Raw genomic sequence first — 12,340 nt, 5'->3', positions numbered from 1 at the left:
TAAGAATAGAAAGAGGGAGAACAACAATGGCCGCAAATACTACAGAAGGCCCCACCGTCGCACCGCGGCGCAAGATGAATATCCTCTTCAGCTTGACGCTAATCCTTCTTCTACTTGCTCTTTGGGTCGTCCTGGGCTTTTGGACCGACAAATTCTGGACGCCGCTCAACATCACCAACCTGATGCGCCAGGGCTCGATGACGGCGATCCTGGCCCTCGGTCAAACCTTCGTCATCATCACGGCGGGCATCGACCTATCCGTCGGCGCCATTGTCGGCTTCTGCACCGTTATCATCGCCTGGCTGCTGCAGGCCGGATTTCCGGTTTCCGCCGCCATTCTCATTACGCTGGCCTTCGGCGTGCTGATCGGTGCATTCCACGCCTTCGGCATCGTCCGCATGGGCCTGCCGCCGTTCATCATCACGCTGGCGACATTGACGTCCCTGCGCGGCATCGGCCTGCTCATCACCAACGGCTCGACGATCAACATCGTCAACGACGATTTCACCAATTTCGCCGTCGCCGATTTCTTGGGGATTCCGAGCCTGTTCTGGATGGTCATCCTCGTGGCGATACCGGCTTTCATCTTCCTGCATCTCAGCCGCTGGGGCCGCTATCTCTTCGCCGTCGGTTCGAACCGCGAAGCCGCGCGCCTCTCCGGCGTAAACGTCACCTGGATGATCTACCTCGCCTATATTTTGTCAGGCACCTGCGCCGCTTTCGTCGGTGTCCTGCTCGCCTCGCGCATCGCCATTGGCAATGCGACGCAGGCGGATGGCTGGGAATTGCAGGCAATCGCCTCTTCGGTCATCGGCGGCACCAGCCTTTTCGGTGCCGTCGGCTCCGTCTACGGCCCACTGATCGGCGCCTTCATCCTCGCCACCATCAACAACGGCGCCAACCTGCTGAACCTGAATTCCTTCTGGCAGCGCATCATCACCGGCGTGCTGATTATCGTGATCGTCTATTTCGATCAGTTGCGGCGGCGGCGTCTCTGAGGACTGTCAAAATCGAATAATAGTGTCGGCGGGCCGAATGGCTCGCCGATTCACGTTGGCATCACGTGGTCAAACATTTCGAAGATGCGGCTACCAGCGTCACCTAGGCGAGCGACGGCATGGGCTATAGCTCCTCGGCCCCTCGACATCGAGGGATTTGCATCCCCTAGCGAATGACATCCGGCATCAGATTGAGACTAAGGTTTGAGCATCGATCACGCCGGCGATGGGCGTGACCTTTGCCAGCTCAAGTTCCTCAACAGATTGCGGAGCGGCTTTTCGACCGCTTCGTAGGCGCAGATGCCGAGTAAGGTACCCGAGATGACGCCGAGGAACGTCGCGACGTCGTAGGGCATCTGCGTGGACGCAACCATTTTGATGACCACCGAGATCGCCAGCGTGTGCCAGAGATAGATCGAATAGGAGCTGTTGCCGAGATAGGTGAGCAGCGGAATATTTGGCAGCTTACCGCTTCTCTCTAGCGATACCACGCCAAGCACGAGCGCCACGGCGAGCGGTGCGCAGGTCACTTCATTGAAGTCGAGGCCGATAAGCTCGATGGCGGCAAAACCCGACAAGGCGGCGATCGCCAAGGCAAGGCCAAGGCCGGCGCCGGGTGTTCTCCCCGCTAGCCACAGCCGGCCAAGGACTGCACCGGCGACGAACTCCAGGATGATTGGCTGCGTATAGGTGATAAACAGGGAGGATTGCGGATTGAAAATGTTGCCGGCGAGGACGAAGGCGAGGAAGATGGCGGCCATGCTGGCAAGCTGCAGACGGCGCGGCAACAGCAAGGTCGCGGCGAAGATGACGTAGAAGAACATCTCGAAATTCAACGTCCATCCCTGCACGAGAACCGGCCAGATCTCTCCATTGCTCGGCGAGCGCACGGGGATGAAGAACAGCGAGCCTAAGACATGCCCGGCCGTCAGCTTCATATTCGGAAACAGGCCGGCAAGCCCACCCGCGATCATGATGCTGGTGACGATCCAGTAAGACGGGGCGATGCGCTGCAAGCGATCGAGCAGGAAACGCAATGGCGTCACCGGCCGGCGCTCGCTCATCGTCCACATGATGAAACCGCTGATGACGAAAAAGACGTCGACGCCAGCCGCCCCAATGCGGAAATGGCTGCCGGTGCGCTCTGCGGCGTGGAACAGGACCACGGCGAGAGCGGCAAAGCCGCGCAGATATTGAATGCCGTAGAGGGTCTTCATCTGCTGATCCGCGGCTCCCAATTCATCGATGGCGTAAACTCCATCCGATCGTCGGGAATGAGCGGGGCGGCCTTCGGCGCCCGCGTCTTCATCGTCAGCTTGCCCGCGGTGAAGTAAAACAGGAACGAGCCGATCTGGTAGGGATTGAGAATGTCGATCTCGACGAAGGCGCGGATCAGAAGCAGCGTCGCAATGCCGATCAAGACATAGGATTCATCGTTTCTAATGTCGTTCAAAAATCGCTTGAGATGGCCAACGAGGGCGGTGAGCAGCATCACGGCGAGCAGGGAGACGCCGATCAAGCCAGTCTCGACGGTTGTTTCGATGAAGGTGTTATGGAAATGGAAGCCGGTGCGGGAAGCTATGTAGAATTCGTCCCACAACCGCTCCGGCTCGGAAAAGCCCTGCACCCAATAGGCCTGATAACCGACGCCAAAAAAGGGATGCTGCGCGGCCGCTTCAAAGCCCTGTTGCCACAGATAGGTACGACCCGTCAGTGTCGAGTCCTTGCCGAAGGCACCGAGCACGAGATCGACGCCGCCGAAATTGACGCCGGCGACAGTGACCGCGAGACCGGTTATGGCCAAGACGGCAAACAGCCTCTTCCGCTGCCGAGGCGACAAAAACAGGATGGCCCGCAACCCGATACCGAGCACGACGACCAACCCCGTCGTCAATACCGAGGTCGCCGATTGCGAAGCCAGCAGACAATAGGCCGACAGCAGACCGGAAACGCCCGCCCCGACCAGCCAGATGCGGCGCTCGCCGAGGATAAAGACGGCGGCGAAGGCGAAATAAATGCCGAGCGAGGCGTAGAAGCCAAGCTGGTTCTTTGAATCAAAGGCGCCGACGAAACTGTAGGTGTTGTCGAGCGGGTCATAGGCGTAGTAGCCGAAGAGGATCGAATAGAGCAGCACGAGCACCGCTCCGGCAATTGCACCGCGTGTTAGCGTGCGAATATCGAGCGTGCGCATGGCGATCAATGCGCAAATGATATGCGTCATATACTGGATCGCAGCACGAGACGTAATCGAGGGTACGGCAGACCAGAAGATGGAAAGGCAGGCAAACACGCCGAAAGCGAAGAGCCAGAGCTGCCTTTGATAGTTGCCGAGCGTGCTGCGATAGCCGACCAGCACCAGCGGAAACCAGAGGCCATAATAGGCAAGGATGGAGACCTGCCCGAAACGGGAGGAATAAGCGAAGACAAAGAAAGAGAGGGCAACAGCCACCGTGCCGAAGGTGGCGTTGCTACCTGGACGAATAAAGGTCGATTTCGCGATCTGCATCGACCCTCCTCAGCGCATGGCAAGACCGGTGCTGACCTTGATGAGGTCGCCCGGCAGAACCTGGGTGTTCTCTTCCGCCGGAATTTCCTTCGCCTGGCCGTTGTCGTCCCGCACGATGGTATAGACGATGTTGACGTTCTGCCCGTTGGCATCGAGGTTGCTGGCATCGGCCGATTGCGCGACCGCTTCCTGCATCAACGCCTGGCTCGTGGAGAGCTTGAGTTGCAGTGTTTCCAATTGGGTATCGGTGTCTTGCAAATCCTGCGCGAGCGAGTTTTGCCAGTCGTTGCGCAGCGTATTTTCATCCTGGTCGGCCTTGCTGATGCTCTGCTTGGCATTCAGCGATGCCGTATCGGTATCCAGCAGATTGGTCTCCACGTCGGAGGCGCGCTGTTCGGCAGAGATCCTGCGGGAGGCAAGCTCCAACCCTCTTTCGGCCAGACTCTCGACCTTGTCGCGGTCCGCCTTGGCCAGGTCAAGCTGGCGGCTTAGCGTATCGGTCTTCTTTCCAAGCGCCTCGACCTCGCTTTGCAGCAGCACTTTCAGGTCTGCCAGCGCCTGCAACTGCGTCTTCATGCGCTGGCTGCGCGTTTTCATCAGGGCCTCTTCGCTGGCGAGCAGGTCGGCCGATTGCGGCAATTTCTGCAGCTCAGGGGGAACATCGATCTGATCTTTGCCGGCAACTTCCGCCAGCAGACGCGCCTTGCGGATCAGCAAGCGCCCACGCTCGGCCATGAGGACGACGGCATCGCCCTTGGCATTGATGTAGTCCCGGGCAAAGCGCTGGCCGGCATCAGCGCGGTGCAGGCCGCCGCCAAGACTGACCGCCTTAAGGACAGTGAGGTTGGGCACAAATGGAAATTGGCCCGGATTCTGAATCTCGCCGGTGAGATAGATGGGCCGGAACTGCGAAAGCTCTACGGAAGCCGAAGGCCGGTCGCGCAGGCCGAATTGTTTTTGCAGCCCGATGCCGATCGCTTCGGCGATTTCGTCCGTCGTCTTGCCGCTGGCCGGCATATCCCCGATGAAGGGAATGGAAACCGAGCCGGAGGGGCCGACGGTGTAATCACCCGATATCATCGACCAATCGCGGACCGAGCCCTCCGCGGTCTGCCATTCGGCAACGCGAATGTGCAGCTTGTCCATGACTCCCAGGTGATATCCAGGAAGATTATCGGCACGGGCATTACCCGACACCATGCACAGGCTGAGAAGCATAAGAGCTGCGCAACGAAAAGGTGTGGCCGCACCAACGGACTTACCAGGAGATTGAATTTCAATCATGCAGGATCTTCCCTGTTACTTGTTTGCAGCCCGCAGTAGCGGGAAAACCGCAGGCGCTTCCCTGCGGTATCTGCGTTCGTCATCAGTAGCTGCCACGCGATAGGCAGACTGCAGGAATGGTTTTGGCGATGATGACCACGTCGCTGCTGAGCGACCAGTTCTTGACGTAATGCGTATCGAAGGCGACGCGGCTGGCATAGGACACGTCGTTACGACCGCTGACCTGCCAAAGGCCTGTCAGGCCGGGGCGGGACTGGAGGTAATAGATCGCCGAGGTTTCGTAGAGTTCCAGCTCGTCTTCGACGACGGGACGCGGCCCGACGACGCTCATTTCACCGCGAATGATATTGATGAGCTGCGGCAGCTCATCAAGGCTGAGTTTGCGAAGCACCGCGCCGACAAGGGTGACGCGAGGATCGTCCTGCAGTTTGCGTGTTGCACGCCATTCTTCCATTGCTCGGGGATTGGCCTGCAGATAGGCCTTCAGAACCCTGTCGCCATCGACGACCATGGTGCGGAACTTCAGGCAACGGAAGGTCTTGCCGTTATGTCCGATACGGCGATGTCCGTAAAAGACCGGACCTCGATCCGAAAGCTTTACCAGGAGCATAAGCATTAGGAAGATGGGGCTGATGAAAATCAGCGCCGTCAGAGCGGTTGTGACGTCGAATGTCCTCTTTAGGATTCCACCTGTTGGCGGAAAGACGTCGCTTTCCGGAGCGCTGAAAAAAGCCGATGTGGCCGATCTCGTCGCAGACTTCATAGAGATGACTCCATTCATGTTGGCGAATTGGTCGGAAATGTCTCGGGCGCCTAGTTAGGGCTATGCAGTGAGGAGTGTAGGTGGCGATTATGATTTTTTAAGCCAAATTTTTGTGGCGATGCGGAATCGCGGCAGGGTTTTACCCCCAATGCATTAGATTTCTTAAGTTTAGACATTCCTTATATAGGATTTATACTAAAGAAGGTATTGTATAAGAGGCTGGAAAAAGGGCATCTTACGTTACGGGTGGCTGCGGGACAGAATGTTAACGGCTATAGCTCCGATTTGTTCATCCGGTCTTGTTGGAATAGGCTTTGCTCACTCTTGATCGTTCATGCACAATCTTGATTTTTCATCGAAAATATTGCGTTGCAGCACCATATTGCGGCGCACATATTGGCGGCCGCGAGATCCGAACTTTGTAATAAAAGTTGATTGAATTGATTAAATTCTGAATCGGTTGCACTAAATCGCTAACATCATTATAATTGTATATGCTTACAAACAATACAACTTAAATGAGAAACATGGAGAAAGTGAAAAGAGATGGACTGCAATTGCACGTATTATGGAGGAGTAGTTTTAACAGGTGATGCGCTAAAGTCGTATTCGTTCAAAATCGTAAACAGACCGCCGTCATTTAGTTGAATCTAAAAGATTCATTAAATATATTTGGCGTGTGGGTCTATTAAGGGAGGCAAGACCTTGATCGCTCTTTTCCTGATGACTGTGGGCGCGAGGTAACATCATGTATGCGCCACGCGTTTTCATCAGCATGCTCGGCGCCTTGGCCGTATTTGGCATCGCGACCTACTTCCTGACGCAATCTTTTTCGACAACGTTGATCGAAACGGTAATTTGCGCCGTGCTGCTCCAGATCGGCTACTTTATCGGCATCCTCTTCCTCGTCTGGAAGGAACGCAGTGCCCGACAGGCATTATCGCGTCAAAACGCGGCTGCCATGCCGTTACGTGATGATGACAAGGTTACGGGCCTGCCCGCCGCAAATCTCAATCGCACTGAGCGCTTCAATCCCTGAGGTCGGCGCCAGCGCATCTTTTGACGATGGCGTGGTTGCCTATGGCTAATGTCGTCCTAAGTCTCCGGCAGAATAATGGAGGCTGATGTGACTGACAGTGCCGATAAGAATGTCTGCGTAATTATTGCCGCGAAGAATGCCAGCGACACCATCGGTCTTGCCGTCGCTTCCGCACTCCGCGAGCCTGAGGTGGCCGAAGTCGTTGTTATCGACGATGGTTCGATAGACGGCACCGCCGCCTCCGCTGGTCTTGCCGACGACGGCAGCGGCCGTCTGATCATCCATGTATTCGAGAAAAATCGCGGCCCAGCGGCGGCACGCAACCATGCGATCAAGGTTTCGCGCGCTCCCCTGATCAGCATCCTCGACGCCGACGATTTCTTTTTCCCGGGGCGGTTCAAGCCATTGCTCGCGAGCAATGATTGGGATTTCGTCGCCGACAACATTGCCTTCGTCAATGCCGATACGGTTCCGGACGCGATTACAATGCTTGATCATTTCGATCCGAAGCCGCGTTTTCTCGATCTGGTTGCTTTTGTGGAAGGCAACATTTCCAAGCGCGGCGTTCGCCGCGGCGAGATCGGTTTCCTGAAGCCATTGATGCGCCGAACGTTTTTGGATGAGCACGACCTGCGCTACAACGAAGCCCTGCGCCTCGGTGAGGATTACGATCTCTATGTGCGGGCGCTTGCCAAGGCTGCGCGCTATAAGGTCATCCATAGCTGCGGTTACGGCGCCGTGGTGCGCAGCAACTCCCTGAGCGGCCAGCATCGCACTGAGGATCTGCATCGGCTTTACCAAGCCGATCGGGCGATCCTCGCCGCCGGTGGGCTCTCACCGGCCGACGCAGCCGCCATCCGCCGCCATGAGGAGCATGTTCGCAGCCGCTACGAGCTGCGGCGTTTTCTCGATATCAAGGGACAATCGGGTCTGGCTGCGGCCGCCTCTTACGCATTGGCCAAGCCCGCCGCCATTCCGGCCATTGCCGGCGGCATTTTTGCCGATAAAACGGAACGTTTCCGCAAGGGCGGCGGCGTGCCGATTGCACATTCGGGAACGAACGGCCTGCGCTATCTGCTGCAGGCCGCTCCTGAATAATGCTTCTCTATATCAGAAGTAGTCGCGGCGTACGCCTTCGATAACGTCGAAGAAGCGTTGCTTGCGGCTGGCAAGTGCGGCGTCGGCGCTCAGTTGCGGCTTCGCCTTACTGGCCTGCCAAAGTGCAAGCGCCGAGGGCACAGCAAGCGCCTGCTTCGCTATCACCCGGAGACGGGTCTGCTCAGGGTCGGCGAGTACCATCGTTCCTCCTTGCCGATCCTTTTCCAGCTCTCGGACGCTCTGCTCGTCGCGTTCGAAACCAACCCCCCAGAACCGCGCACCCTTGGCGATCGCTTCCGCCCGGGTGGAAACCGGAATGTGTTTTGGCGCATAGGTGACGCCGAGCGAGCGAGCCCAGTCGTTCCACTTGAAGCTATTGATCGCCCGTGACGTACTGACGGCGATCCACGGTACCCGGAAGGCATCGGCCAGGATCGCGCCATGCATGGACTCGGCGACGATCAGCTCGGAAGTCGCGATCTCGCGGATCACAGCTTTTGCCTCGCCGCGCGGATCGAGATAGGAGAGGCCGACGGTCTTGCAGATTTCCGGCCAGAGACCGGCTGCCGCCGACTCCCAATGCGGCACGAACGTGCGGCGATTGGTTTTCGGCAGGTTTTTGAATTCCGGCATTTCGGTCACCATCGCGGCCGGATCGATGATGCCCATGTCCTTCGGAAGGCCTACCTTTTCCGCCGTCAACGGACCGCGAACGCTGCGAATATCCCATTTGGTCTTATCGCCCATCTCCGGAAGCGAGCCGTAGCCGAAGCCGCTGCCGATCACGAGCTTATGGCCGTCGAGCGGCAGGATCAGGGTATTGAGAACAGTGCCGACCCCGACAAGCAATGTTTCGTTATGCACGTCGCGCAAGCCCGGGAGCAGAAAATCCCAGAGCCAGAGATTGAGATCGTCACCGAAATTGCCATGGGTGGATTCCCAGTGGAACGGCTTCATACAAGTCTCCTTGGTAATTTTGGTAATGGCCTAACACACTGGCTCTGTAAAAATCCGGGGCATGTCAGCTTTGCTGCAGTGCGAAAGCTAGGGCGTAAACTTGCTCACGGCAAGCTGCACCGCACTCTGCAATATGGCAGGATCGCGCCATGCCCATTTCGCCAAAAGCCCGAATTGCGGAAATCGCCGCCGGCGCAACTGTCCCACCTGACTCCATATCGCCTGTCTTCGGGCGCGATTTTTGTACGAGCGGATGGACGCAATGTCCTGTGGCCGCTGTGAAAATCGTTGTTCCAGCGTGTTAAGTGCCGTCCAAGTGTTGAACTGCTGTCGCAGGAACTGCGGCGAGGCGCTATCGATACTGTGAAAAATATTCATTCCTTCCCCACGCAAGGCACCCACATCTTCGCAGAGCAGCACGCGCTTGGCAGCCAGAATGCAATCACAGAAGAACAGCACATCCTCGGCCGCCAACCGCAGCTCGGCCTCGAAACGGATTTTTTCGAACAGCGGGCGTCCGATCACCATGCAAGACAGGTGCAAAAAAGCCCAGTCTTTCAGCATCACGCTCGCGACGTCGGGGACTTCGATCAGCGAAGGCTGAGCGGAAAGCCTGGTGGCATCCGGCGATTTGGCCAACTCCGCGATGCCGAAATGATAAGAAAACCCCTCCCCGCCTTCGATCGAGCCCCAATAACAATCGGCGTCATAGCGTGTCAGCGCTTCAAAGGCGTTGCTCAGGTGCAGCGGTGCCCATTCGTCGTCGGAATCGAGGAAGGCAATAAAACGGCTTGATCCCGGCACATTGTCGAGACCAGTATTGCGCGCGCCGCCCGGACCTGCGTTGGCCTGACGGATGACCCGAATTCGCGCCCGATCCTTGTCCCCAAGCGTTTGAAGTTCGTTTTCAGCCGGAAGCGGCGATTCATCGTCGACTATGAGAATATCGAAATCCTGAAACACTTGCTTGGATATCGACGTCAACGCACGCTGCAAAATACCTGCCTGTCTTTGGTAAAAGGGAATAATAATCGTAATTGCCGCCATTTTTGAGCCTGTACGGTTTTTCAACAAAGAGTTTGTGGTCCCTTTTTTATAGGGACCGGCATTTTCGACAATCCATCGCTGATTTTCAGCCGGTCCCGAGAGACAGGATGTCGCCGTGGCCCCAACAGTTAGTGCCCGATCGGTTCGGAACAATGACGGGTGATGCGTTTTATCGAAGACGAGAGCATTTACCCTCGTCGGCGTCGTAACCGTCGTCGGCTGATGCAGAATATTAAAAGCGGAATAGCAACCAGTAAGTGAGCTACCTTATTTTCACTTTCTCAAAAGGCTTGTATCCTCGCCCCATTTTCATCACGATTGATCGCGGCACCTGCGGCAATGCAAAAAAAATCCTGGGCAAGTGGAAAAAATTTTGGTGCTGCTAGAGCGTGTAATTCCATGCCATCTTGAGAATATGACACTCTCCTTAAAACCATTTAATACCAAACACCTATACCAGAATTAATCCGATTGAATTAGAGATTTGTTGATCTCTTTTCGTCGCGGAAGGAGAGGCCCGCGGAGGCGTCCACACCGGTTTTTTGCTGCAGCGCCATATTTCCTTTCACCAGACCGCCCTAGCTTACGTCTGCGGGCTCAAGTCTGCTCTGGTTGAAACGGCCGCAGGGGGGAGCGGTCCGAAAAAGGGGTGACTGATATCGTGAATGTGACTGCCAACGTGTCTTCGCGGATCAATCTCATGCGTATCGTGCTCATCTCGGGCATCGTATTTGTACATATCCCGTTTGATACGGATTCCAGCCCATTCAACGGCGCCTACGGCCTCTTTGACTGGCTTCGGGTCTTCCTGCGCGACAGTGTGTTTCGCGTCGGCGTTCCCTGCCTAAGCGTCATTTCCGGCTATCTGCTTTTCCGCAACGGCGCCGCGCTGGACTATGGCAGGACCATTCGTCGCAAGACAAGGACCGTCCTTCTGCCATTTCTCTTGTGGAACTCCGCCTTCTTTCTCTTTGTGCTGATCCTGCAAAACAACGGCGTCGGCGACGGCTATCTGCCGGATCTGACGAACGTCAGCCCACGCACCCTCGCTACACTTCTGTTTGCGACCGAAGGTGCACCGATTGATTTGCCGCTCTATTTCTTGCGCGACCTCTTCGTTTGCATCCTGCTCTCGCCGCTGCTCGCGATGTTTATCCGGCGCTACCCAATGCCGACGCTGGTATTTTTGCTGCTGCTTGCGGCCTTGCCAATATCGCTTGGCATCGTTCTCAGGAACTCCATCCTCTTCAGCTTCAGTTTCGGTATCTATCTCAGTCTTCATCGCATCGATCTGACAATTCTTGACCGATACGCGGCCTTCATCGGCGCAGCCTTTCTGGGGCTCGCGGCTCTGTGGACCACGGTGGCGTATATGACCGCCCCAGAACCGCCTGCATGGCTCGAATTCAGCCGAGATATGATGGTACTCGCTGGCATTCCAGGTTTTTGGGCGCTTTCGGCAATTCTGATCAAAAGCAAACCCGGTCAGCGGTTGGCGGAAACCGGCAGCTTGAGCTTCTGGATCTTCTGCGCCCACCACCCGGCGCTGTTGACCCTCTGGATTTTGTGGAACCGCACGGGCGCGGATCTTTATCCCGTCTTCTACCTGTTGGCGGCCGCCATCACTCTGACGGTGCTGCCCTTGACCAACGGCATGGCGCGTTACGCCCTGCCCTCTTTCTACAACCTACTGACGGGCAGCCGCACGCGGCGGCTCGCCGAAACCCTGGCCGTTGATGGCCGGCGGGTGACCTCCGAGTAAAGGTGACACATGACGAACTCGATCTTCCCTTCGCGTGGACTTAACCTTGTTTCATTCGCAATCCTGAGCGTCGGCCTCATCCCTTGCGCGGTTTCCGCGCAGGAAGATCAGCCGAACGGCAAATCTTTCGTCGACAACTTCGACAAGATCGACAACGGCCGGTGGTACATTTCGGATGGCTGGAATAATGGCCCGCACCAGAACTGCAGCTGGTCTAAGAAAGAGGTCCGTGTTGAGGGCGGCATCCTGCAGCTTCAATTCACCCAGGCCAAGACCGGCCAACGCGATTACGCCTGCGGCGAGATCCAGACGACCAAGACCTATGGCTATGGCACATATGAGGCGCGTTATCGCACCGCGACTGGCTCCGGCCTTAATTCGGCTTTCTTCACCTATATAGGTCCGACCGACAAGAAACCGCACGACGAAATCGATTTCGAAGTGCTCGGCAAAAATCCCGCACAGGTTCAGCTCAATCAATATATCGGCGCAAAAGGCGGCAATGAAAAATTTGTCCCGGTCGCCGGTGGCGCCGATCAAGGCTTCAACGATTATGCCTTCGTCTGGGAAAAGGACCGGCTCCGCTATTACGTGAACGGCAAGCTTGTCCAGGAGGTCACCGATCCTTTGAAGATCCCGACGCATGCCCAGAAGATCTTCTTCAGCCTTTGGGGCACTGACACGTTGGGCGACTGGATGGGCAAGTTCAACTATGGCGGCGCGCCGGCGACCATGCAGATCGATCGCGTAGCCTTCACGGCGGCGGGCGACAAGTGCCAGTTCCCGGAATCGATCGCCTGCAAGACCAACTGAAACATTCCGGCTGCGACGCGATTTCGTAGCCGGGGAACCTGATGTGACACGAACGAAACGAGGCGCCTGGCAT

The 12,340-nt window shown here is 56.7% G+C and carries 11 protein-coding genes; 5 read left to right on the top strand and 6 right to left on the bottom strand.

What is annotated here, in order from left to right:
- Window positions 1-26 precede the first annotated feature (26 nt).
- Window positions 27-998, top strand: coding sequence for an ABC transporter permease (locus NXC24_RS27930; protein WP_104826629.1), 972 nt, complete (start codon window positions 27-29; stop codon window positions 996-998).
- A 215-nt stretch (window positions 999-1,213) separates the two neighbouring features.
- On the opposite strand, the gene NXC24_RS27925 is transcribed toward NXC24_RS27930, so the two are convergent.
- From NXC24_RS27925 to NXC24_RS27910, 4 genes are all read right to left on the bottom strand, one after another.
- A complete protein-coding gene (locus NXC24_RS27925; RefSeq protein ID WP_104826628.1) occupies window positions 1,214-2,215 on the bottom strand; it encodes an acyltransferase in 1,002 nt (333 codons plus the stop codon).
- Window positions 2,212-3,504 (bottom strand): O-antigen ligase, encoded by a 1,293-nt coding sequence (locus NXC24_RS27920; RefSeq protein ID WP_104826627.1) that lies wholly within the window; start codon window positions 3,502-3,504, stop codon window positions 2,212-2,214. The genes NXC24_RS27925 and NXC24_RS27920 overlap by 4 nt, the downstream gene beginning before the upstream one ends.
- Before the next feature lie 9 nt (window positions 3,505-3,513).
- Window positions 3,514-4,704, bottom strand: a complete 1,191-nt coding sequence (locus tag NXC24_RS27915) for a polysaccharide biosynthesis/export family protein (RefSeq protein WP_245464192.1) — start codon at window positions 4,702-4,704, stop codon at window positions 3,514-3,516.
- Between the two features lie 166 nt (window positions 4,705-4,870).
- Window positions 4,871-5,551: a sugar transferase gene (locus NXC24_RS27910; RefSeq protein ID WP_104826625.1), complete on the bottom strand. Its 681-nt coding sequence runs from the start codon at window positions 5,549-5,551 to the stop codon at window positions 4,871-4,873.
- A gap of 748 nt (window positions 5,552-6,299) precedes the next feature.
- Between NXC24_RS27910 and NXC24_RS27905 the strand changes: the two genes are divergently transcribed.
- Complete coding sequence (locus tag NXC24_RS27905) at window positions 6,300-6,590, top strand: exopolysaccharide production repressor protein (protein WP_104826624.1); 291 nt, start codon at window positions 6,300-6,302, stop codon at window positions 6,588-6,590.
- An 87-nt stretch (window positions 6,591-6,677) separates the two neighbouring features.
- Window positions 6,678-7,688, top strand: a complete 1,011-nt coding sequence (locus tag NXC24_RS27900; RefSeq protein WP_104827869.1) for a glycosyltransferase family 2 protein — start codon at window positions 6,678-6,680, stop codon at window positions 7,686-7,688.
- A 12-nt stretch (window positions 7,689-7,700) separates the two neighbouring features.
- On the opposite strand, the gene NXC24_RS27895 is transcribed toward NXC24_RS27900, so the two are convergent.
- Window positions 7,701-8,645, bottom strand: a complete 945-nt coding sequence (locus tag NXC24_RS27895; protein WP_104826623.1) for a polysaccharide pyruvyl transferase family protein — start codon at window positions 8,643-8,645, stop codon at window positions 7,701-7,703.
- 87 nt (window positions 8,646-8,732) lie between these two features.
- On the bottom strand, window positions 8,733-9,692 hold the full coding sequence (locus NXC24_RS27890) for a glycosyltransferase family 2 protein (protein ID WP_104826622.1): 960 nt from the start codon (window positions 9,690-9,692) through the stop codon (window positions 8,733-8,735).
- A 649-nt stretch (window positions 9,693-10,341) separates the two neighbouring features.
- On the opposite strand from NXC24_RS27890, the gene NXC24_RS27885 reads away from it, so the two are divergent.
- Complete coding sequence (locus NXC24_RS27885; RefSeq protein WP_245464179.1) at window positions 10,342-11,454, top strand: acyltransferase; 1,113 nt, start codon at window positions 10,342-10,344, stop codon at window positions 11,452-11,454.
- 9 nt (window positions 11,455-11,463) lie between these two features.
- A complete protein-coding gene (locus NXC24_RS27880; RefSeq protein ID WP_104826621.1) occupies window positions 11,464-12,267 on the top strand; it encodes a glycoside hydrolase family 16 protein in 804 nt (267 codons plus the stop codon).
- The last annotated feature ends 73 nt before the right edge of the window (window positions 12,268-12,340 follow it).

Source organism: Rhizobium sp. NXC24 (genome assembly GCF_002944315.1).
Taxonomy (GTDB): domain Bacteria; phylum Pseudomonadota; class Alphaproteobacteria; order Rhizobiales; family Rhizobiaceae; genus Rhizobium.
Note: the sequence above shows the minus strand (reverse complement) of the source record. Positions and strands in the feature narration are given on the sequence as shown.

Coding starts and splice junctions, on each gene's coding strand:
- NXC24_RS27930 (WP_104826629.1), top strand. CDS start 27: ATGGCCGCAAATACTACAGAAGGCCCCACCGTCGCACCGCGGCGCAAG.
- NXC24_RS27925 (WP_104826628.1), bottom strand. CDS start 2,215: ATGAAGACCCTCTACGGCATTCAATATCTGCGCGGCTTTGCCGCTCTC.
- NXC24_RS27920 (WP_104826627.1), bottom strand. CDS start 3,504: ATGCAGATCGCGAAATCGACCTTTATTCGTCCAGGTAGCAACGCCACC.
- NXC24_RS27915 (WP_245464192.1), bottom strand. CDS start 4,704: ATGGTGTCGGGTAATGCCCGTGCCGATAATCTTCCTGGATATCACCTG.
- NXC24_RS27910 (WP_104826625.1), bottom strand. CDS start 5,551: ATGAAGTCTGCGACGAGATCGGCCACATCGGCTTTTTTCAGCGCTCCG.
- NXC24_RS27905 (WP_104826624.1), top strand. CDS start 6,300: ATGTATGCGCCACGCGTTTTCATCAGCATGCTCGGCGCCTTGGCCGTA.
- NXC24_RS27895 (WP_104826623.1), bottom strand. CDS start 8,645: ATGAAGCCGTTCCACTGGGAATCCACCCATGGCAATTTCGGTGACGAT.
- NXC24_RS27890 (WP_104826622.1), bottom strand. CDS start 9,692: ATGGCGGCAATTACGATTATTATTCCCTTTTACCAAAGACAGGCAGGT.
- NXC24_RS27880 (WP_104826621.1), top strand. CDS start 11,464: ATGACGAACTCGATCTTCCCTTCGCGTGGACTTAACCTTGTTTCATTC.